Genomic DNA, 21087 nt, shown 5'->3' on the forward strand with positions numbered 1-21087 from the left:
CCGCTTGGGTTGTGCTTGCACCCAGGGACCGTCGACCTGACACGCGATCAGACTGCGCGTGATTTGCGCCGCGTCGGCGGGACCGCCGCCCGCCGCGGTCGCGAAGCCATCGAAGGAAAGGGCGTGACCTTGGGATAGACCCGCGCAAAGATCGCCTCCCCGACGTTTTTCAAGCGTCCGTCCGGAATCTCCTCGCACCCGGCGATCCAGAACCGGCGCTCCCGAATCATCCCCGCCAGCGCCTCCTTCAGCGCCAGACGGCTGCGCTCGCGCTCTTCGGGCACGAAGCGGCGAAAGCGTTCCTGCTCCTCGGCGGCAAGCGGTTCGGTAAAGATGTGGATCCGCCCCAGATGTTCGGCGACCGCGCCCTCGCCGTCCACGAGGCCGATCACCCACACCGGAAGGGCCGCCTGACCGACGCGCCGGGTCTCCTCGCGCAGACAGCGCTCGATCGTCGCGTCCACCGCCGCCAGATCGTCGTCCGCCTGGAGATAGAGGTAGATCGCCCGTCCCTTGGCCTCCTTCGGCAGAATCGCCTTCTCCCACTCCTGAACCGCCGTCTTGATGACACTCTCGACCGTCTGGACAGACGCCCAGCGCGCCTCGAAGAACCATTCGGTCGTCGCGATATCATGCAGATGGCCGAAATCCGTCGGGATGTCGACCAGATCGCCATCCTTGGCCGCATTGCGCACAAAAAGATCGCGCACCGCCTCGGGCGTCAGCGCGGATTGACGTTGCCGCAGCCACTGCTGAAACTGCCCGCGCGTCGAGGCATCGGCGATCAGCTCGTACTGGCCCAGGTCGGCATTCCATTCGATCGCGCCCAATTCCTGGCCCAGGGCGCGCGCGGCGCCCTGCACGGCGGCGGCATCCAGTGCCGTCGCCTCGCACAGCAGTTCGTCCATCGCCGTCTGCGTCTGTTTGCCGACGCGCATCTTTTCCAGGATGGCCACGCCGGCGAGCACCAATTGCTGATCGGCGGTCAGATGGCTTTGGAACTTTTCCAGCAGGATCTGGAGCGTCTCGGCAACCGCCGCGCCCGAACCGCGCTCCGCCGCGAGCATCTCGGGCAGCAGATGACGCAGCAACAGCTCGGCGGCGCTCACCTGGCGCAGCTCGCCCCCAGAGATCGCCGGTTCCGCGCCGATGCGCTCGATGGCCTCCTTGACGACCGTCAGCGCCGAGCGCGACTGCACCACATCGCTCTGGCGGGTCAAAAACCAGGTCGCCAGCGGATGCAGCGGCCAACAGCCCTGGGCGATGACACGGGCGAACTTCTCCGGTTCGTTCCAAACCGGAAAACGCTCGAAGCCCGGCAAGCCGCGCGACATCCGCTGCCAGGTGATGCGTTGCGCCCCATCCGCCCGCGACTGGCTCCAGACCTCGGCCAGGCGCGTCTCGTCCTTGCCGATCAAGTGCGCGAAGAGCGTTTCCAGATTGGTCGAGAGATACGCCTTCTCGGCGGTATCGAAGCGGGTGATGTAACGCTGCAACTGGCGCAGACCCGCGCTACTGAAGCGATTCAGATAGGTCTTCAGCGCGTACTGAATAAACCCGATGAAGCGGACCTTGCCGCTGTTGTCCTGCACGCCCTGAAAGATCTGTTGCAGAGCCAGATCGCCGGCCAGTTGCGGTTTGTCCGCCGCGTATTCCAGATAGCGCCCGAACTCGTCGAACAGGATGACGACGCTCGCAAAGGCCCCGTCCGGCCCGCAATAGACCTCGCACAGCGTATTGATCAGCTCCTGCGCCGACTCCTGCCCGGTGACCGGAATCGGCGAACCGTTCGCGTCGGTGTAGATGGCATCGACCGCGCTATACAGCGTCTCGTCCTGATTGCGCAGACCCGCGCCGATGGCCTCGGCGTCCAGCCCTGGCAGATGCCGCGCGAAGGTCTCGGCGCGGAACGCGAAATTGCGCCGCACGAACTGCTCGGCGGTCTGGAAGCGCGGCGACAGCGCGCGAATCGCGCCCGCGTCCACGCCATAGCGCTCCAGTTGCGCAAAGACCGCCTGACTTAGAGGGTGTAGACAAAATCAAACCGTTGTGGTCAACCGCCGCAGCAGGATGCGCGCCTCCGCCAGCCAAACCCAGGTTTCGGAGACCGCTGGCAGACGGTCATGATGCATGATCAATCGACGGGCACGCTCATTCCACGCATGGGTGCGCTCGACAACCCAGCGCTTCGGCAGCGGAACGAAGCCGTCGGCGTTGGCGATCACCACTCGGTCAGGCGCCCCGTCCACGTGCCAGGAGCCAACGCTTTTGTTGGCTGGATGGCGCACGACTTCCACGCGGATCGCGTGGGTCTGCTCGGTGGTTTGGGCAAATTGACCGGCGTAGGCGCTATCGACAAACAGCGTGTTGATCTGGGGGTACTTGGCGGCCGCGTCAGCGACGGCGCCCGAGGCGGCATCGCGGTCCTGAAGATTGGCCGCGACCACGCTCACCGCCAACACGAACCCCAAGGTATCGACCACCAGGCTGCGCTTGCGCCCCTTGACCTGCTTGCCCGCATCAAAGCCGCTCGGTCCACCCTGCGGCGAGCCGCGGGTCGATTGCGCATCCAGCACCGCCGCCGTCGGCGCGATCTCACGCCCCTCGCGTTCGCGCCATTGCCCCCGCAGTCGATCATGCATCTGCTCAAACTTCCCAGCCGCACTCCAACGGCGAAACGTCTTGTAGACATTCTGCCAAGGCGCGAAATCGTGCGGCAGCATCCGCCACGCGCACCCCGTGCGCACCACGTAGCAACACGCCTCCAGGATGCTCCGGCGCGACACGCGGGGCGGTTGACCCCGCCCGCCCGGCATCTCAAAGAGAGCGGCGACCAAGTCCCACTCCGCATCGGTCAGACAACTTGGGTAGCTTTGGTCGGGGTCGTGGCGACGATGCGCATCCGTATACCCATACCGACGCGGCGTTGCGCGCGCTTGCGCCTCGAGACCACTCTCGCCCCGGAGGCGCGTGACGCCCGCCTCCCGCAAGGACTTGCGAATCGTTGCTTCATGAGCCTCGATTCCCGTCCGTGCCGCGAGTTCCCGGGCAATCTCTGACAGCGTGGAGGTCGGGCGATCCGTGACAATTTGACGCAATACCGCTTGCTCCGCCTCGTGAATCTTGGGGGGACGACCAGCTTTCGACATCAGCGCACACCAGCTCAGTTGTAGACTGGTATACAAATAGCAGCTCAATTATTTTTGTCTACACCCTCTTAGCGCATCGCCCAGATGGAAGCCGGACATGCCATCGAGACAGAGCACCAGCACCGGTTTGCCAAGCCGCGCGAGCCGCTCCTCCACCGCCTGCCCGATAGCTGCGTCCGCCTGGGCGATCTGTGCCACGATGTCCGTCGCCACCGGCCCTTGCGGAGCACCCAGCAACACCGCACCGGTCGTCGCGAGATGCGACTTGCCCGCGCCATAGCCGGCGACCACGAGCAGATAGGGATTGCGCTCCGCGCCAGCCAGCCCGGACAGGATCGAATCGAGCAGATCGGCGACAAAGCTCGCGCTATCCTTGAGTCGATAGTGGCGGTCAACGCCCTCCTGATCCGCCTCGCCCGCGCCGTGATAACGCGGTCCGTGAAAGACGAATGACCGCGCGACCTCCTCGGCCCGCGCCGCGCGTTCCCGCACCCAACGCAGTTGCACCGCGCCTTCGAAAAAATGCTCGGAATGAAACTGGACCAACTCTCCGATGTTCATCAGACGTCTTCCTGAGTAATCGATCATGGAAACAGGCGCGGCTCATTGAGCAGGCCGACCCGTTCAGGAGAGCGGTTCAGCGAGGATCACCGCCAAGGCCATCCGCAGATGACGCGCAACCTCGGAGCGAGCAACCGCGGATGATAAATTTCCGAGGGGCTCCGCGCTGCGTGCCTCGATCGTCGCGATCTTCGCCGTGCGCACCACCGACGCGCTCGGCAATCCCGCTGACATCAAATTGTCCACATCCACGTCCCCTGGCCATCCACGATTCTCGGCACTCGTGATCATGAGCACCCACAGCAGATGCTCTCCGGTAGACACGACGAGCGCGGGGCGCCGCTGCTGCACCGGCCGATTAGTGTATGGAAAAGGAACCTTGACGATGTCCCAGGGGTTAAAGATTGGCATAGGCGCGTTGATCCGCTTCGCTATTCCATTCGCCGAAGGTCGCGAACGGATCATCGCGTGTCACCACGCTCGCTTTGGTCAGCACGACCCTGTCACCCTCAATGACGTAGGCGATTTCGTCGCCTTCAGCCAAGTGAAGCGCGGCCCGCACGGGCTGAGGGATTGTCGTCTGGGCCTGATCGGTGAGTTTGCTGGTAAGCATGGCGTCTCCTCGTACAAAGTTTGCATCAAACCAATTCGCGATAAAGCGCATTCACCACCTCCCCCGTCTCCTTCAACCGCAGCAGCACCGGATCGCCCGTATAGCGATCGATCTGCACCAGCCCCCGGTCGACCATCCACTCCAGCCAGCGCCGTGCCTGCACATTGCTCCAGCCCAGCACGGCGAGCAAACGGGTCTCGCGCGCGAATTCCTGGAAGATCAATTGCCGGTCGCCGCCAAATTGATCGTCCCACACGAGAAAAAGATAGGCGGCATAGGCTGGGAAAAAGCGCGTCTCGACAGGAGCCGCCGCCCGCGCTAGTCGGGGTTCCGACGCCGTCCCTTCCACCGTGAGCGCGCCGATCGCCTCGAAGCTGCTGTCTTCCAGATACATCCGTGGCGCCAGCGTCGACAGCGGCTTGAGATAGCCCTTCTCGCCATGGCGGGCGATGAGGAAATCGAGATAATCCGAGTACGCGAACCGCTGCTCGGGCCGAAACCGACCCTCGGCAAAGAGCGCGAACCAGGCATCGGCCACGCCCACCGCCGGCAGCGTGCGTCCGCACCGTCGCGACAGCAGCAGATGCAGCATCCAGAGACTCACCGGCTCGCTGAGAAAGGGATCCTCCCGCCGCACCACCTGCCCCAACAGGGTCGGACTCAAGCGCCAGACCCCATCGGTTTTCGCGGCCCGGATCAGCCCCATGCCCTGGGCATAGCGGATCATCGGCTCGACCTTACCCGTGCTCTTGCCGGTCGGAATGCCGGTCGCGGCGCCGATCGTCTCCTTATCGCCGCGCCCATCGGCGGCGGCGAAGGCCATCAACCGCCCCAGCAAGCGCCGATCAGGGAGAAAGGTTTGCGGGAAATTCAACGGCAGCGGATCGCCGTCGAGTCCGCTGGCGCTGGACACATCAGAACACCGCCGGCTGTCCCCGGCCCGAACGTCGGGGGACAAACCTGGGGGCGCCTCTGGCTGGTGTCTCAATGCAGCACCTCGTCGAGGGTTTTGGCATCCAGAATGCGCTCGGACCAATTGAGTAGGGTGTCGGGATCGCTCGCGCGGATGCGTTCGCGCGTCGCCTCGTCCGGTGGTCCGAAACGGCGTTCGATCAACCGGAGCAACAGATTTGCCGCGCCGCGCTGCTCGCCAATCTGGACTCCCTTTTCAATCCCGAAGCGTTCCACCGAAGTGATGTAGGGCATGTGTTGTTTCCTCTCCAGTTCCTCAAGTTCATTCCACAGCGTGCGTTGCAACTCGTCGGGCAGCGCCATCATCCAATCGATCACGCTGAACAGGTCGATGATGCGTTGCCGGTCCCAGTCGCGCTCATAGAGCAGACGGGCCAGACGCCATTTGGCGGCGTAGCGGTCCGGTGCGTTCCCGCGCGTTTGCTGGGTCAGCAGGTGCGCGGCGGTGACCAGGGCGAAGGGATTCGCCCCGGTCAACAGGTCGTCGAGACGCGTGCGGTAGTCCATCAGCTTGGCGACCGGAAAACGGATGGCGACATGACAGCCGAAACGCCGGTAGCGGAAACCGCGCGGCTTCCAGCCGGGGCTGGCGTCGGCCAGCAGCGCCAACGTGGCCACGGGCCGACGATAGCGGTCGTACAAACGATAATTGTAGACAAACAGCCGCTCGGCAAAGTCGGGATCCCGCTGGCCCTGAATCTCGATATGGACGTAGACCCATTGCTCGTCGCCGTCGCGGGTTTGCACTCGTACCAGCCGGTCGAGCAGACGCCGGCCCAATTCGCCGTCGCGCACCACCTGCGCGAGTTCCTGGTCGAGAAAGTCATAGCCCCGCGCCCAGTCGATCTCGGCGGCGGCGCGCGGAAAGTAGAACCCCATGAACTCGGGAAAGGCGTGCGTGACCGCCGCTTTCCAGGGGCTGTCGTAGTCATCGATTGGCGTGGCGGGGTCGTCGCGCATCGTCTCAATGCAGCACCTCGTCGAGGGTTTTGGCATCCAGGATGCGCTCGGACCAATTGAGCAAGGTGTCGGGATCGCTCGCGCGGATGCGTTCGCGCGTCGCCGCGTCCGGTGGTCCGAAACGGCGTTCGATCAACCGGAGCAACAGATTTGCCGCGCCGCGCTGCTCGCCGCGCTGTTCGCCGCGCTGTTCGCCAATTCGGATCCCCTTCTCGATCCCGAAGCGTTCGACTGAAGTGATGTAAGGCATGCGTTTTGTCCTCTCCAGTTCCTCAAGTTCATTCCACAGCGTGCGTTGCAACTCGTCGGGCAGCGCCATCATCCAATCGATCACGCTGAACAGGTCGATGATGCGTTGCCGGTCCCAGTCGTGCTCATAGAGCAGGCGGGCCAGACGCCATTTGGCGGCGTAGCGGTCGGGCGCATTCCCGCATTCCCGCACGTTTGCTGATTTACCAAGGCTCCCGCGCAAGATCCTGTCCGTGACTCTGACGCAGTTCTTCCACCGTGGGCGCATCGGGCCAAGCGCCAACCAATGTCCGCACACTCTCTGGCCACTCCGGGTGAACATGCCGACGCACCAGGCGTTCGATCCATTCCTCGACATTCAGACCTTCCGTCCGGGCGCGCGCGTGCAGGTCTTGGACAACCTGATCTTCCAGCGTGATGGTGACGTGTGTCATTGCTTCATTTTCCGTTCAACAATTGCCCAGAAAGGCGATACCCCTCGAACGGCATCCAGCAAATCATCCGGCAGCGGCTCGAAAAAGCTCGCGGGAACCTCGAACATCCCCTTGGCCAAACCAATCGGGCGCTGACCTAGCAGATCGTCATCAATGGGTCGGTCTTGCAGCTTGTCCTGATCAAAGTCGATGGGCATGGCGGAGTTCTCGTGTCGCGCGAGCAATCGGTTGGAATGGTCACACGCCCCGATTCGCCATGTCTTCGGCGCTCTCCGTTTGCAGGGGCTGTGACGCGACGAGGGCTTGCCATTCGGCACGCAGTATTCTGGCTTGTTCCGCAGGCATCCTTGGCGGTGGCGTCGCGCGTTTCGCCTGTAAAAACTCCACGAAATCGAGCACTTCGGCGGCTTGATCTTCCGGCATTTTCTTCACGATTTCATAAATACGTTCGGCGATAGTCATGGGGTTCAGCCCGTCTTGACTGATGTTTTAGGTGACTGTTGGAAAAGCGCGTACCCAGATTGCGTCCGTTGTGACTATCCTCCCGTCCCCGCATGATCAAACACCCGGCCCAAGCTGACGCTGTTCCAGCGGCGTCACCGAGACCAAAATAGGTTTTTCCTGAAGTTTTCCGGCCGATGTCAGCACTGGCCCCAGCGACCAGCATTGACCCTTTTGCAAGGCCGTCAGGCGTTGCCGCCACTCCGCCTTGGACTCGCCGGTCGACTGGCTCAGGAGCGTGGCGAATCGGTCGACCTCGGTATCGGCGGGCTTGAAAAAGAGCTTGTGCCCGGCCTGAAAGAGACGATCCCGACCCTCTTGATCGAACTGGCTCGTCGTCTGGGTCGCCAGCAGCAACGACAGCCCGAATTTGCGCCCCTCGCTCAACATCTTGTCGATCGGCGAATCGCTGCTATGGTCGAGATTCTGAATCTCGTCCAACACGACTGGAATCGGGCGATTCTTGCTGCCGTTATTGCACGCAAAATCATAGAGATCCCACAGCGCGAATTCGGTCACGAGCTTCTGCACATCGCGCCCCAAACCCTTGAGCTGAAGCACGTCCACCCAATGATCGGTCGCCGACAGCATCCCCTCCCATGCCGATTCCGCGCCCTCGCGGAAGGGTTGCGACTTGATCAATGGCTCCAGCTTGCTCGCCAGACTCTCGCCATACTGACTGTCCTCACGCAGACGCGACAGCAGCTTATCGAACGTGAATTGAACATCCTCGGCAATCCCTTCCTCCAGCACCCGCATCAAGGCCGCTTTTTGCTGATCGCCGATACTCTCGTAGACCGAAATGAAGATGCTCGCCACCCGCGACGCGACTTGATAGGGACTTTCCTTGATTCGTGGAATCGACGGATCGATCGTATATTCCTGCTGGCGGAAGGGATTCAGCGGCAATTTATCCGTCACGACAAAATGATTTTTCGGCTTCGCGACGACATCGAAGCGCGCTTCGATTTGCTTCGGCAGAAACCCGTCGGTGTAGTCGAGAATCAGCGAATGGAGCCGCTGCGCCGCCATTTCAGCCAGTAGACACTGAATGCCGTAGGTCTTGCCGGAGCCGGAAGCACCAAAAATCAGCAGATGCCGATTCGGCAGGTTGGGATGCCCATAATGCCAATACACAGGATCGCCATTCGCGCGCGTCCCAATCAGCAGTTTCTCCGGAACCGTCGGTACCGGAGGCACGACAATCGGTGTCGGATCGACAACCGGCGGTAACACAACAATCGGCGTGGGCGGTGGCTCGATCACTGGTAGCGGCACAACAACCGGCGGCACCGGATCCATCTTCCCTGGATCAGGAGAAGGCGAAGGATCGACAGGCTCTGGCTCGATCCGGTCAATGATCTCAGGCCCATTGACGCCCCCCGGCCGCACATGAATCGCCGTCTCATCCAATACCAAAGCCGCCGGCGCCTTGGTCTCATCGAACACACTCACCAGCCCATCATGTCCCAAGGCCACATGCCAGATCGCGAATCCCTCCGGCACCCGCAACGGCTCCGCAACCACGCCAGCCGGCAGCGCCATCGGCGTTAATACCGGCGCTGGCCCCTCGGCATTGGTCCAGAAGGTAAAGATGGCGGCCTGCCAGGCGATCTCGAAATAACCCTCGGTGATCTGCTCAAGCGCCTTGTCGAGCTTGCGCCACTCATATTCAGACAGGTTGACAACGGTTCGCGAGGTCATCGCGCGCTGCAACTGCGCCCACCAGTAGCGCCGGTCAAAACTCACCCGCGCAAGATCGCGGCGATTCGGCGCCAGAAGCTGCGTCAGATGACTCAAGCCATCCTGCACCTGCAAGACCGCCTTCGACAGATGCTCGGAGTTTTGTTGCGCCAGCTTGCACTCGATCACCATCGCCCGGATCAGCGGCACGTCGCCTTCGCGCAGACTCAACGACAACTGCAACAGATCCGGGCGATGCACCGTGTCGCTTCCGGCAAACCAATGCAGCAATGAATCCACCGGCAGCAACTGCGACATCTGGGCGTCCGGCGTCGCCAGAAGACGGCGAATGGCCGCGAATCCGACCAGTTCCCGAATCCGCTCGCCCTCTCCGACCGCCGCTCGCAACGCGGACAGCCCGATAATCTCCTCGGATTCTTCGACCACGCTGGCCGCCATCGTCGCAAAACCGCTCGCGGGCTGAAACGGCAGCAGTTCGATCAACTCGCCGCGCACCAGTTCGGCGAGTTGCGCCAAGGTATCCTGCTCGGTCGAGATCGACAGATTCAACTCGCCGGAGGCGCCCAATCCAGACGTGAATCCGACGATCTTCCGCCGCGTCTGCCGTTCGGCGGTGCGTAACAGCCGCTGATCGACAAAGGGATCGATACAGGCCACCCAATGGGCCTTTTGGTGCAGACACTCGATCAGCGGACACCAGGGCTCGAAATTGATGCGGCCGAAAATCAGATGATCGGCATGGGTATCTTGCGGATGGCGCAACCGCGCCGACAGATCGGCATGCCGGGTCTGGATATGCAGGCGCCGATTGCTCAACAGACTCTGGCGCAGCAAGGCGGCGCCAGGCTGAATCGGGCGCGGGTATTCGCAGATCGGAAAGGGACTGAGATTGTTCGAGTTTAAATCGAACTCGAAGGGCGACGCCGGCTCCACATCGCCAGTCAGCTCGCCCGCCAGGAAACGGAACAGAAAGGCGATGTCATACCGGCGCGGTTCCTGTTGCACCAAGTCGAGCATCGTGGCGCGCGTCGGCGCAAAACGATGACCCACCGCCAGCACCAGCGGACGCCCGCGCTCGCGATAGCGCGTCATGAGATCGTCGCGCCAGGCCATCAGGCGGTTTTCCATCGCCATGGGAGACGCGGATGTCGTATACACCATCAGTTCGCAATGAAATGCCGGCCAGTCCGCGGAGGTTCGCTTCAGATAGTCGCGCAGAAAGCGATCGACGCCGGACAGGATGATGCTCAACTCCTCGACATGCAGCGCGAGAAGACGCAAACCATCCTCGGCAAAGGGAAAAAGCCGCAAATAATCGTTCAGTATCTGCGCCACGATCACGCTCTCGTCGCGCGGACGGACCAGCTCGTTGACCTTTTCGTCGGCATCGCTGGCGTCCTCGCGCAGCAGGGTCTGCACCGCCAGGCTTTTTTCCACATTGGGCGCTTCGCCGAGATAATGCAGCAGACCGAACGACTTGATCTTGGCCGATAGATTGGCCTGCGCATCCACCACCAGACCCGCCAGCGGACGGTGGATTTCCGCCAGATTCAGCAACTTCTGGAATGATGCATCGGCGTCCCGTCCCAATGCCAGATCCGCCGCGACCTCCGGAAAGCCGTCGCATAAAAACCGCGTCCGCGCATGCGTCAACTCCAGCACGGACGGACCGATTCCCCAGGCAACCGCCGAACGCAGAAAACCATGATTCGGCGCGAGACTCTCGTCAACGAGCAGAAATGCCTTATAAAACCGGCGCAGCAGTTCGGCGCTTCCGCTCACCTTGACATCCAGCACCCGCTCGGCCAACGCCACATAGACGGTCAGCAGCGGTAAAAAACCGTCTCGATTGGCATGATAAAACCCCAGATCGACACAAGCCCCCAGCCACTTTCGATAAGCCTCGGCCAACTGCTTAGTCGCCAGCCACAAGCTTGGATCCAGTAAATTGGGTGCCAGACCATCCAGCAGATTGACCAGCTTCAACTCGGACAGTGCCTGGTTGACGAGACGATTCGCCTCTTCTTCATCGGCGGCATAATAGAGCGCGGTCATATTGACCGTCGGCAACTGGAAGACCGGGAGCAGGTTCGGCGCGGTGGCGCACTCATCCCAACACTTCCGCACGGCCATCGCGCTCTGATAGCGGACCCGCTCCGGATGGGTCGACTCGAACGCCCATTGATACGGCTTGGTAAGCGTGCGTTCTCCAGCCTCGGCGCTGACGGTCACGTCAAAGCGCACATAGGGCCGGGCCTTGCTCCGACCGAGTTTGATGGTATCGGGGTCGAACGCGAGCGTCAGCGGAACCTTCTTTTCCCACTGCTCCCGTAAACGGATAGCGACGGATCGGCTCGACATCGACAAGGCATGCCATGAATTATGATGAGGGCGTACCCCCTGCATCCGGGTCATGCTTTGTGTAATAGCTCCAAATATTTGCGTCTGCGATGTCCCCAAGCCGCCGACGGTCGTCGTCGCTCAAGCATCGCCACAAACGTTTGTCGAAACGCACGCGGGCAACGTCCCGCCCATAAGACAGGTAGCCGCGCTGCGCGAACTGACGAAAGGGCTTTTGCAGCATGAGGAGTTGCACATCGGCATCCGAGAGATCCTGTATGCGAGACATGCGCATCTTCGCCCGTTCGACGAATTGGCCATCGGCGGAACGTGCGGCATAGAAATCGCGAAAGGATCGCGACAAACTTTCGATGTCGGCGGTTCCCTCTGCGTCAACGGAAGCGAACAGTGCCCGCAGAAAGACCGGCTTATAGGAGGCATTCATGTCCATATCCTCGCAGAAGTCCATGAAACGCTTGTGGATCGTATCGGCCGTGACCGGCTCGATGCCAAACTGTTGGCGGATCTCGTCAAGGCGGTCCTTGCGGAAATAGCTATAAGTCCGCTGGCCAATCTCAAGCCGGTGATCGGGTTGCAGTTCGCCGGTCTGGACCTTGCGCCAAAAAAAGGTCTCGGCGACCCCAAGCCGACTTTCCAGTTCGCTCACGGTGAGCATGTCCCGAGCCGCCGTCTGCCAGTTGAACAGGTCGACTTCTTCATAGTCTTCCGCCCAGAGCCCCAGATTGAGCACAATGGGTGGCGCTTCGCCACGCTCGAAGAGCGCTCGCTCCCGCTCCAGATCCGCGTCGGGCGCCACGACCAGGCCACCCTTTCGATAGTGCTTGGTTCCGGTCAGACGATGAATGTTGAACGAGGCGTTGTAACGTCCTGGATTGTCGACGAAATCGAACACGAGCAAACTTTCCTTGCCGGGCGATTTCCGCGTCCCGCGTCCTAACTGTTGCATATAGATGATCCGGGAAAGAGTCGGACGCGCCATCAGCAACACTTCCACGTCCGGACAATCCCAACCTTCGTTCAGGATGTCGCAGGCGCAGAGCATCCGAAGTTGCCCGAGCGCGTATTGCTTGAGCACCTTTTCGCGTTCGGCGTTGGGCATGACGCCGGAAACCGCGCGCGCGGCGACGCCATGCTGACGAAACAGGGCCGCCAACTCCTCGCCATGACGCACATTCACGCAGAAGGCCACGCCTTTGCGTCCCTTGACATGCTCCAGATAGGTATCGACGATGAGTTGATCGCGCGCTGGAACCAACAGCGTCTGCTCCAGATCGCGGCGGTTGTACTGGACCTCGTTGAAGCGCACGCGCGACAGATCGACGTTGGTCTTGACCCGGACACAACGGATCGGCACCAATTCGCCGCGCTGGATCGCCTCCTGCAACGACAGCCGGTGAGCCGCATCGCGAAACAGTTCCAGGATCGGCTTACCGTCCGGGCGCTCCGGGGTCGCGGTCAAGCCAAGAGTAAACGACGGCTGAAAGTATCCCAACAGCGTGCGGTAACTTTCGGCAGCGGCATGATGCGCTTCGTCGATGATGAGATAACGGAAGGCATCGGGGGCGAAGTCGCTCAGACGTCTGGAAATCGATTGAATGGTTGCGCACAACACGTCGCAATCGGTTTCCTCGATGCCCCCCAACAGACGTCCGTGCGTGACTTCGGGCCAGTGCGCGCGGAATTCGGCAGCCGTCTGCTCGATCAGATCCCGGGTATGCGCGACGTAGAGCACACGCGGACCGAAGCGTTGCGCATCGCGGATGGCCGCGAACGTCTTGCCGGATCCTGTGGCATGGTCCAGAAGCGCGAGGGTGTGTCCCTGGACCCGAATCGTCGCCAGCCAGTCCAGCGCCTCCTGCTGGTGGGTGCGCAGATCGAGACTCGAAGCCGCCCCGGATTGCTTGGGTAGAAAATCGTCGAGACTCAGCAGGCCGGGAATGCCGGCCAGAAAGAACGCCAGTTGCTCCTTGACGGCATCAGGTTCGTGGGCGAGCTGACGATCCGTCCAGCGGTACACTTGCCATTCGTCATGAATCAGACTGTTCTGCCGCAGCAGGTCATCCTCATAGGTCAAGACGGAGAATTCCATTCCCCCATAGTGCGACGGTCCATCGATCTCGAAAGCGATCTTGCGCGCGGCGCTTTTGATCGCAAAATCGATGAAGCGTGAGTTGCCCAGCAAGTCACGCACGGGATATTCAGGGACCAGGAGTTGCGTTTTCTCGAAACCAAAGACCTGCGCGAAGAGGTCGACGAAGAGATCCTCGGCACCGCTGGACTGGGCGCTGCGGTCGTTTTGAAGGTTCATTCCCATCCTGATTGCGGTTGCGAGCGCGCCGGAGCGTTCAGTATATGACAGCAAACCCCGATCCCACGCGGCAGTTTTATGAAGTCAACGCCGAGACGTTCGTGACCGAAACGCGAGCAATCGACATGCATTCGCTGTATGCGCCTTTCCTGGCACGGATTCCCGCTGACGGGCACATCCTCGATGCGGGATGCGGTTCGGGACGGGATTCGCGCGCCTTCCTCGATCTGGGCTTTCGCGTGACGGCGTTCGATGCCTCGCCCCGGATGGTGCATCTGGCAAGCCTTGAGCTTGGGCAGTCCGTTCACTGCCTGAGCTTTCAGGCGTTGGACTGGCGATGTGAATTCGATGCCATCTGGGCTTGTGCAAGCCTGCTACACGTCAAGATGACTGAACTACCCGACGTTCTGCGCCGGATGGCGCGGGCGCTCCGAGCAGGCGGCGTCCTCTATGCCTCGTTCAAGTACGGGCAGGGCGAGCGTTTCCATCATGGGCGGCATTTCTCGGATTTTAACGCAGCCAGTCTGAAGAGCCTGTTGCATGATACTGGCGTTTTGGCGCCAATCGAAATTTGGATTACCCATGACCGGCGACCAGGTCGATCCGATGAGCAGTGGCTCAATGTCTTGCTGTCTCCTGGCGTGTTGTCGCACCAAGATTGAAAAAATCTCATCAGCCCGAGCGAGCATGACACACCGGGCGTCCTGAAGTTGGTTGCAGGCGCGTGGCGTCGGGCATGGCGAGCCGTAGCTTTTCGAGATCCCGGAGTTGGGCGCTGAGTTCATGCAGTCGCAATTCGGCGGCGAGCCGCGTTTCCTCGCGCCATTTGGCCGGCGGCGACTTGCCGATCAGGGTCGCGACCGATTCCAGCCAGGCGTCATCGGTCCGCTGCGCCGGATCGCTGAGACGCCGGATCAGCGCGCCCAGTCCCATGCGGTCGGGGGTATAGCGGTCCAGGCCGCGATAGCGTTCGATCACGGCGAGGCGCAGATCGCTCAGGCTGACGGTGTCGGTTTCCAGTAAGGCGGTGCCGAGTTGTTGCCGCCAGCCGTCGAGCAGCGCGGGATAGGCGTTTTTCAGCTCGTGGAGCGCCTTGACCAAGGTCTGGATGAAGCGCTCGGCGAGCGTGGGATCGTCAGTGGCGAAGGTTTCCGCTGTGAAGCCGCAGGCGGCGGGCAAGGCGTCGAACAGTAGGACGCCGGGGCTGCGGGCCTGCCGGAAGGCGGCGCGCACGCGCTCGGACTCCGGGCTGAGTCCGGCGCAATGCAGGCTGTAGTCGGGCAGATCGGCGATAAAGCGCACAAGCGGGCGAGCAGCGTGGCATCCGGGCGCACCTGACCGACGACCGAGCGGATGTAGCGGTCGAAGAGTTCGCCGCGCAGGCCGGTGATCGCGAAGCGTTCGAGCGCGAACAACGCCGGTCGGCGGCACAGCAGTTCGACCTGCTCGATGGTCAGTGCGTCGCAGAAGACGCCTTCCTGATAGAGCGCGACCTCGCGCCGGCTGGCCAGCAGATAGGCGACGATCAGCACCGGCAGCGGTCCCAGTTTGGCGCCATAGGGCGGGCGTTGCAGCCGGTCATGGAGCGCGGTCAGGGCGACGTGAGCGCCGCCCGATTCGCCGAGCATGTCGGTAATCGCCTGCCACAGCGGGCGCAACCGGCAGGGATCGGACGCCGGCGGCGGATGGAAGCCGAAACGTCCGTCCACCTCGCGATGCAGGCCGCTTTCTTTCAAGACCGAGAGATAGAGGCTCTTTTCCGCCGGGGTCTTGGCGATCCCGAGATCGGGCTGGTCGGCGGCGTTCAGCATGGCCGCGAGCAGTCGTTTGCGTCCGGTATTGGCGCTGGCCGAGGGCTGATCGCGGTTGATCAGCTCGTTGCGCAGGCGCGGCGCTTGCGGATAACAGCGGGTGTCGACCCACTGCGAGAGCTGGCGCTGGAGATCGCGCCGGTCGCGCACCGGGCGTTCGTCGCCGCCCCAGAACCAGGTCAGGGTCTCGGGCGCGTCCAACAGGGTGCGAATGAGTTGGGCGGTTTCTCGCTCGGCATGCGCGAGCCAGGCGCGATGCTCGCGCTGGGCGACGGGGTCTTGATGGAGCGCGGCGTGTCGCTTGGGCAGTTCCTGCAAGGCCATCCATTCGACGACGGCTTCGCGGAGGCTGTCGGTGAACCCGCAGCGCGCGACGACCGCGCGGGCGGGCATGTCGTCCAGCGGCGCATCTTCGTGCTCCTCGGCCAGATAGAACCAGAGACGCAATTCGCCGCCCTCCTCCGCCGTGGGCGGCCAGCGGTCGCGGGCGATAAAGGTCGGGAGGAAGCTGCGCAGTGCGCCGGTGAGGATGGTGGAGCGGCGCGCGACGATGGGCTTGAAGGGCGCGATGCGATTGAGGATGTCGACCAGCGGCAGGTTGATCTGTTCGGCGATGGCTTCCTGGAGCGCGCCTCGCAGGTCGAAATCGCTGCCGGCCCAGACGCGGTATTCCTGGCTGTAGTGGCGGAACTGGATGATCGAGGCGGCTTCGAGCCGTGCCAGCAGACTGTCGAGCGCGTCGCCGAAGAGGTTGGCGAGCAGCGGCGGGCTGGCCTTGAGTCCGCGTTGCGCGCCGATCAGGTTGAGCAGGCCGAGGGTTTTCAGGAGCTTGACGGCGGCATCGTCGGGCGTGGCGTCGAAGCGTTCGAGCGCGGTGATGACTTCGACCCAGCGATGAGCGGTGAGCGGGTCGGAGAAGCCGGCGGTCTGGTTGAGGATGAAATAGTCGTACAGCTCCCAGGGCTCGATCCAGTCGCCCATGGAAAGCGTGCCGAGTCGTTCGGTCAGTCCGAAGGGCTCGCGGCTGCCCAGGTAGGAAAACAGGGTGCGCTCGTTCTGCGCCACTTTTTGACAGAGGACCGGCAGGATCAGCAGGGTCAAGGGGTGCAGCGGATAACAGCGCGCGAACAGCCGCCGCGCCTGCGCCGGTTCGAGCCCCAGCGGGAGCGCGCCCTCGGCGTCGAGCGTGGCGGTCGCGCTCGCCAGTTGGTCGGTCAGGTCGGCGGTCAGGTCGCCCTCGCGCGCGAAGGCGGCGGCGACGATGCGCAGGGCCTGCTCGGCGGGTTCGAGAAAGGCGATCGCGCCAAAGCGACCCTGGATCTTTTGCCACTCCTCGCGCAGCGTTTTGCTCAGGCGGTGGCTGTAGTGCTCGAAGGCTTGATGGAGCATGACCACCAGATGCAGCGGCGCGGCGCTCGGTTCCTGCGCCTGCTCGGCCAGCAATTGCAGCAGATGGATCTCGCGGTGCTGGGGGTGATAGGACTCGTATTCGAGAAATTTGCCGAGTTCGTCGATCTCGATCAGGAGTCCGTCGCCGCCTTGCTGCGACCACACGCGCTGCACGCGCCGGATCAGGGTCAGCACGCGATCCATCGGATGGCCCGGTTCGGCGGCGTCGAAAATCTCCTTGATCAGCAGCGAGCCCAAGCTGCGTTTTTGGGCCGCCGCGCCGAGCGCCAGCAGAAACTGGCGCGTCAGCGAGTCGGGGATGCCGTTGATTTGGATCGTCAAAAATCCGCGCGCGCCTTTCAATGCGTGCTGAAAGCGGTCGGCCAACGGCGGGCTATGCGTGCGCAGGATGGCGAGCGCAGCCTGATGGGTGGGCGTCTGCTCCGTGTTCACGAGCGCGGACAGGAAGAGTCCGAACGCGGATTTCCCCGTGCCGTAGGGGCCGATGAGCGCCTGGGCGCGTCCGCCGGTCTCCTGCTCCAGTCCGTCGAGAATCTGGGCGAGCGCCTGAAGCGCCCGCGAGGTGGGCAGATAGGCTTGAATCAGTTCCAGGCGGTCGCAGTCGCGCGGCAGGTTGATCGAGCGGGTATAGGCGCCCTGAATACGAATGCGTTGGTCCAGGGTTGTCATGCCGTCTGGCTCCCGTAGTGCGCGCGGAGCAGGTCGAGCGGGTCTGCGAGCACGTCGGGGCGGTAGAGCTGATGGACGCCGGCGGTATCGCGCAGTTCGTAACTCTGAGGGTAAAGCTCCATGAGCTGTCCAAGGCTGTGCATCAGCCCTTCCTCGCTGAGCCGAAAGATCGCCCCCGGCGCGGCCCATTGGTCGCCGCCCTGGAGCAGGGATCGGATGGGCAGCGCCGGCTGATCGGGATCGGCCCGGAAGCGTTGCGCGAGGGCGAAATGCAGGGCGACGGGCGGCAGAAAGGCGCGGAGCAGGCGCGGACTGCGGTACTGGCGCCCGGCGTCGACCTCGATGAGTTGCAGATGCGCGAGCGGGGAATCCAGGTGATCGTCGCCGCGCTCGACCTGGGGCGCATACATGCGCAGCAGGGTGGAGATGTCGGATTTCAGGGTGCTGTGCGAGCGGCGCGCCTTGAGTTCTTTCGCGACGAATTCGCTCAAGGCTTGCAGCGCCTCCTGCTCCTGAAAGCGCGGCATGGCGAAGCGGTCGAAGAACCAGAAAAAGCCGGTCGCCATCTCGGGGTTGGAGGCAATCAGCCAGTGGATGATCCAGAGCGTGGCCTCGTCTTCGAGATAACGATCGCCCGTCTCGCCCAGCAAGACCTCGCCGAGTTCGGTGGGCGTGCCGATGCCGTCGGCGAATTCGACGATGCCGGTGACTTGCAGCCAATACTGAATGGCGTTCGCCATGTTGCGGCCAACGCCCAGATCCACCATGGCCTGCTCGGGACGGGTGAACAGGTCCGGGGTTTTCTGGATGGTCTCGAATCCCTTGGTCAACCAGCCGTAGCGCAGTGGAAAGGTCTCGTGGCGCCCGAAGGCGGTCTTATCGCGATTGAGCTTCAATGAAATGGCGTCCAGTGCGCTGGGGGTTGTCGGTGCATGGGGGGCTGCCTTGCGCCCTGGAATTGTCTGGAATCGCCGTCTGGGATCGACTGTCATTAGGCGATTTTCGGGAAAGATTTGAGCGATGTTCCGTTCGTCCTGAGCCCTTCGGCTTCGCTCAGAAGAGCCTTGTCGCAGCCTTGACCGAGTTTCCGTTCGTCCTGATCTCTTCGGCTTCGCTCAGGAGAGCCTTGTCGCAGCCTTGACCGAGTTTCCGTTCGTCCTGAGCCCTTCGACTTCGCCCAGGAGAGCCTTGTCGCAGCCTTGACCGAGTTTCCGTTCGTCCTGATCTCTTCGGCTTCGCCCAGGAGAGCCTTGTCGCAGCCTTGACCGAGTTTCCGTTCGTCCTGAGTTTATCGAAGGACGAACGGAGGCCATGTCGCCACGAACGGCGGCCATGTCACCACGAACGTGTGCTCTACGCCAGCGCGCGCATGCGCTGCACCGCCGCGACCATGCGGTTGACTACGGCGGAGACTTCATCGTCGGTCTGATGACGGCTAAAACTGACGCGAACCGCGCCATTTAAAGCGGCGCCGTTCACGCCCATCGCCCGCAAAACGGAGGACGATTCGACGGTGCCGGAGGCACAGGCGGACCCGGAGGCGATAGCGAGGTCGGGCGCAAGCTGATTAATCAATGCATCGCTGCCGATCCCATCGATGGAGAGAGTAACCATCCCCCGGCAGAGCCGGGGGCTTTGAATTCGTGAGCCGCTCAAAGCGGCAAGGGGTCGCTAAGAGGGTGTAGACAAAAATAATTGAGCTGCTATTTGTATACCAGTCTACAACTGAGCTGGTGTGCGCTGATGTCGAAAGCTGGTCGTCCCCCCAAGATTCACGAGGCGGAGCAAGCGGTATTGCGTCAAATTGTCACGGATCGCCCGACCTCCACGCTGTCAGAGATTGCCCGGGAACTCGCGGCACGGACGGGAATCGAGGCTCATGAAGCAACGATTCGCAAGTCCTTGCGGGAGGCGGGCGTCACGCGCCTCCGGGGCGAGAGTGGTCTCGAGGCGCAAGCGCGCGCAACGCCGCGTCGGTATGGGTATACGGATGCGCATCGTCGCCACGACCCCGACCAAAGCTACCCAAGTTGTCTGACCGATGCGGAGTGGGACTTGGTCGCCGCTCTCTTTGAGATGCCGGGCGGGCGGGGTCAACCGCCCCGCGTGTCGCGCCGGAGCATCCTGGAGGCGTGTTGCTACGTGGTGCGCACGGGGTGCGCGTGGCGGATGCTGCCGCACGATTTCGCGCCTTGGCAGAATGTCTACAAGACGTTTCGCCGTTGGAGTGCGGCTGGGAAGTTTGAGCAGATGCATGATCGACTGCGGGGGCAATGGCGCGAACGCGAGGGGCGTGAGATCGCGCCGACGGCGGCGGTGCTGGATGCGCAATCGACCCGCGGCTCGCCGCAGGGTGGACCGAGCGGCTTTGATGCGGGCAAGCAGGTCAAGGGGCGCAAGCGCAGCCTGGTGGTCGATACCTTGGGGTTCGTGTTGGCGGTGAGCGTGGTCGCGGCCAATCTTCAGGACCGCGATGCCGCCTCGGGCGCCGTCGCTGACGCGGCCGCCAAGTACCCCCAGATCAACACGCTGTTTGTCGATAGCGCCTACGCCGGTCAATTTGCCCAAACCACCGAGCAGACCCACGCGATCCGCGTGGAAGTCGTGCGCCATCCAGCCAACAAAAAGCGTTGGCTCCTGGCACGTGGACGGGGCGCCTGACCGAGTGGTGATCGCCAACGCCGACGGCTTCGTTCCGCTGCCGAAGCGCTGGGTTGTCGAGCGCACCCATGCGTGGAATGAGCGTGCCCGTCGATTGATCATGCATCATGACCGTCTGCCAGCGGTCTCCGAAACCTGGGTTTGGCTGGCGGAGGCGCGCATCCTGCTGCGGCGGTTGACCACAACGGTTTGATTTTGTCTACACCCTCTAACGCGGCCCCACGGTTCTTGGGCCGCCTAAAGGCGGCAAATCAGTCCCACAGATTGAGCTGGTCGAGTCGCTTGTCCTCGCGCTCTTGGTGCTGAATGTACGCACGGATCGTTGCTTCATCCCGACCGACCGTCGACACAAAATACCCGCGTGCCCAGAAATGCTGTCCCCGAAAGTTGCGCTGACGCTCTCCGTAGACCCGCGCCAGGTGGATGGCACTCTTACCCTTGATGTAGCCCACCACCTGGGACACGGCGTACTTGGGCGGAATCGCAATCAGCATATGCACATGATCCGCCATCAAATGCCCTTCCTCGATCACGCTTTCGCGCTGCCTCGCCAGCTTGTGGAAGACCTCCCCAAGATGCGTGCGCAACTGCCCATACAACACGCGGCGACGGCACTTCGGAATGAAGACAACAGGATATTTACACTCCCACTTGGAGTGGCTTAGGCTTTCAAATGCGTCCATCGGACTCTCCTCAGTCGTGTGCTTGGCGGCTCACGCTGCGG

18 protein-coding genes and 1 pseudogene are annotated in these 21087 nt (G+C 62.5%); 2 read left to right on the forward strand and 17 right to left on the reverse strand.

Translation table 11 applies throughout. The features are described from left to right. Positions 1-47 precede the first annotated feature (47 nt). The 13 genes from THIVI_RS03985 to THIVI_RS04045 form a co-directional block, all read right to left on the reverse strand. On the reverse strand, positions 48-1985 hold the full coding sequence (locus THIVI_RS03985) for a hypothetical protein (protein WP_014777348.1): 1938 nt from the start codon (positions 1983-1985) through the stop codon (positions 48-50). A 54-nt stretch (positions 1986-2039) separates the two neighbouring features. Next, a complete protein-coding gene (locus THIVI_RS03990; RefSeq protein WP_041447215.1) occupies positions 2040-3149 on the reverse strand; it encodes an IS5 family transposase in 1110 nt (369 codons plus the stop codon). Positions 3150-3197: 48 nt separating this feature from the next. Further along, positions 3198-3710, reverse strand: coding sequence for a hypothetical protein (locus tag THIVI_RS03995; RefSeq protein WP_014777349.1), 513 nt, complete (start codon positions 3708-3710; stop codon positions 3198-3200). A gap of 63 nt (positions 3711-3773) precedes the next feature. Next, on the reverse strand, positions 3774-4121 hold the full coding sequence (locus tag THIVI_RS04000; protein WP_014777350.1) for a type II toxin-antitoxin system PemK/MazF family toxin: 348 nt from the start codon (positions 4119-4121) through the stop codon (positions 3774-3776). After that, positions 4108-4374: an AbrB/MazE/SpoVT family DNA-binding domain-containing protein gene (locus THIVI_RS04005; protein ID WP_245537371.1), complete on the reverse strand. Its 267-nt coding sequence runs from the start codon at positions 4372-4374 to the stop codon at positions 4108-4110. Before THIVI_RS04005 ends, THIVI_RS04000 begins: the two co-directional genes overlap by 14 nt. Next, entirely contained in the window at positions 4349-5236 is an 888-nt protein-coding gene (locus tag THIVI_RS04010) for a hypothetical protein (protein ID WP_157174356.1), read from the reverse strand. The genes THIVI_RS04005 and THIVI_RS04010 overlap by 26 nt, the downstream gene beginning before the upstream one ends. 71 nt (positions 5237-5307) lie before the next feature. After that, entirely contained in the window at positions 5308-6255 is a 948-nt protein-coding gene (locus tag THIVI_RS04015; protein WP_041446817.1) for a DUF4351 domain-containing protein, read from the reverse strand. A 4-nt stretch (positions 6256-6259) separates the two neighbouring features. Then, positions 6260-6697: a DUF4351 domain-containing protein gene (locus THIVI_RS25275; protein WP_245537372.1), complete on the reverse strand. Its 438-nt coding sequence runs from the start codon at positions 6695-6697 to the stop codon at positions 6260-6262. Between the two features lie 10 nt (positions 6698-6707). Beyond that, the gene (locus tag THIVI_RS25280; protein ID WP_014777355.1) at positions 6708-6938 is read right to left on the reverse strand and encodes a hypothetical protein; all 231 of its coding nucleotides are present in this window, start codon (positions 6936-6938) and stop codon (positions 6708-6710) included. Further along, positions 6935-7135 (reverse strand): hypothetical protein, encoded by a 201-nt coding sequence (locus tag THIVI_RS04030; protein ID WP_014777356.1) that lies wholly within the window; start codon positions 7133-7135, stop codon positions 6935-6937. Before THIVI_RS04030 ends, THIVI_RS25280 begins: the two co-directional genes overlap by 4 nt. A 40-nt stretch (positions 7136-7175) precedes the next feature. Next, entirely contained in the window at positions 7176-7400 is a 225-nt protein-coding gene (locus THIVI_RS04035) for a DUF2281 domain-containing protein (RefSeq protein WP_014777357.1), read from the reverse strand. A gap of 96 nt (positions 7401-7496) precedes the next feature. Next, the gene (locus THIVI_RS25285) at positions 7497-11504 is read right to left on the reverse strand and encodes an ATP-binding protein (RefSeq protein WP_014777358.1); all 4008 of its coding nucleotides are present in this window, start codon (positions 11502-11504) and stop codon (positions 7497-7499) included. Positions 11505-11523: 19 nt separating this feature from the next. Beyond that, a complete protein-coding gene (locus THIVI_RS04045; RefSeq protein WP_014777359.1) occupies positions 11524-13812 on the reverse strand; it encodes a DEAD/DEAH box helicase in 2289 nt (762 codons plus the stop codon). Between the two features lie 44 nt (positions 13813-13856). Between THIVI_RS04045 and THIVI_RS04050 the strand changes: the two genes are divergently transcribed. Further along, positions 13857-14474: a class I SAM-dependent methyltransferase gene (locus THIVI_RS04050; protein ID WP_014777360.1), complete on the forward strand. Its 618-nt coding sequence runs from the start codon at positions 13857-13859 to the stop codon at positions 14472-14474. Between the two features lie 414 nt (positions 14475-14888). Here the strand turns inward: THIVI_RS04050 and THIVI_RS04055 are convergent, their stop codons facing one another. The 3 genes from THIVI_RS04055 to THIVI_RS04065 all read right to left on the reverse strand — a co-directional run bounded on the left by THIVI_RS04055 (position 14889) and on the right by THIVI_RS04065 (position 19316). Continuing rightward, positions 14889-17702 carry a hypothetical protein gene (locus THIVI_RS04055; protein ID WP_052314953.1) on the reverse strand — a complete coding sequence of 938 codons (2814 nt, stop codon included), beginning with the start codon at positions 17700-17702 and terminating at the stop codon, positions 14889-14891. Further along, positions 17699-18598 (reverse strand): DUF4007 family protein, encoded by a 900-nt coding sequence (locus THIVI_RS04060; protein WP_014777361.1) that lies wholly within the window; start codon positions 18596-18598, stop codon positions 17699-17701. The genes THIVI_RS04055 and THIVI_RS04060 overlap by 4 nt, the downstream gene beginning before the upstream one ends. A gap of 457 nt (positions 18599-19055) precedes the next feature. Further along, complete coding sequence (locus tag THIVI_RS04065; protein ID WP_041446819.1) at positions 19056-19316, reverse strand: hypothetical protein; 261 nt, start codon at positions 19314-19316, stop codon at positions 19056-19058. Between the two features lie 129 nt (positions 19317-19445). Between THIVI_RS04065 and THIVI_RS04070 the strand changes: the two are divergent. Further along, positions 19446-20556: pseudogene (locus THIVI_RS04070) on the forward strand (IS5 family transposase). 58 nt (positions 20557-20614) lie between these two features. On the opposite strand, the gene tnpA reads toward THIVI_RS04070, so the two are convergent. Next, the gene (gene tnpA, locus THIVI_RS04075) at positions 20615-21046 is read right to left on the reverse strand and encodes an IS200/IS605 family transposase (protein ID WP_014777362.1); all 432 of its coding nucleotides are present in this window, start codon (positions 21044-21046) and stop codon (positions 20615-20617) included. Positions 21047-21087: the final 41 nt, after the last annotated feature.

The organism is Thiocystis violascens DSM 198, from assembly GCF_000227745.2.
Classification (GTDB): Bacteria; Pseudomonadota; Gammaproteobacteria; order Chromatiales; family Chromatiaceae; genus Chromatium; species Chromatium violascens.

Excerpts from the sequence above, each read along its gene's own strand:
- THIVI_RS03990 (WP_041447215.1), bottom strand. The coding sequence starts at position 3,149 with ATGTCGAAAGCTGGTCGTCCCCCCAAGATTCACGAGGCGGAGCAAGCG.
- THIVI_RS03995 (WP_014777349.1), bottom strand. The coding sequence starts at position 3,710 with ATGAACATCGGAGAGTTGGTCCAGTTTCATTCCGAGCATTTTTTCGAA.
- THIVI_RS04000 (WP_014777350.1), bottom strand. The coding sequence starts at position 4,121 with ATGCCAATCTTTAACCCCTGGGACATCGTCAAGGTTCCTTTTCCATAC.
- THIVI_RS04005 (WP_245537371.1), bottom strand. The coding sequence starts at position 4,374 with ATGCGCTTTATCGCGAATTGGTTTGATGCAAACTTTGTACGAGGAGAC.
- THIVI_RS04015 (WP_041446817.1), bottom strand. The coding sequence starts at position 6,255 with ATGCGCGACGACCCCGCCACGCCAATCGATGACTACGACAGCCCCTGG.
- THIVI_RS25280 (WP_014777355.1), bottom strand. The coding sequence starts at position 6,938 with ATGACACACGTCACCATCACGCTGGAAGATCAGGTTGTCCAAGACCTG.
- THIVI_RS04030 (WP_014777356.1), bottom strand. The coding sequence starts at position 7,135 with ATGCCCATCGACTTTGATCAGGACAAGCTGCAAGACCGACCCATTGAT.
- THIVI_RS04035 (WP_014777357.1), bottom strand. The coding sequence starts at position 7,400 with ATGACTATCGCCGAACGTATTTATGAAATCGTGAAGAAAATGCCGGAA.
- THIVI_RS25285 (WP_014777358.1), bottom strand. The coding sequence starts at position 11,504 with ATGTCGAGCCGATCCGTCGCTATCCGTTTACGGGAGCAGTGGGAAAAG.
- THIVI_RS04045 (WP_014777359.1), bottom strand. The coding sequence starts at position 13,812 with ATGAACCTTCAAAACGACCGCAGCGCCCAGTCCAGCGGTGCCGAGGAT.
- THIVI_RS04050 (WP_014777360.1), top strand. The coding sequence starts at position 13,857 with ATGACAGCAAACCCCGATCCCACGCGGCAGTTTTATGAAGTCAACGCC.
- THIVI_RS04055 (WP_052314953.1), bottom strand. The coding sequence starts at position 17,702 with ATGACAACCCTGGACCAACGCATTCGTATTCAGGGCGCCTATACCCGC.
- THIVI_RS04065 (WP_041446819.1), bottom strand. The coding sequence starts at position 19,316 with ATGGTTACTCTCTCCATCGATGGGATCGGCAGCGATGCATTGATTAAT.
- tnpA (WP_014777362.1), bottom strand. The coding sequence starts at position 21,046 with ATGGACGCATTTGAAAGCCTAAGCCACTCCAAGTGGGAGTGTAAATAT.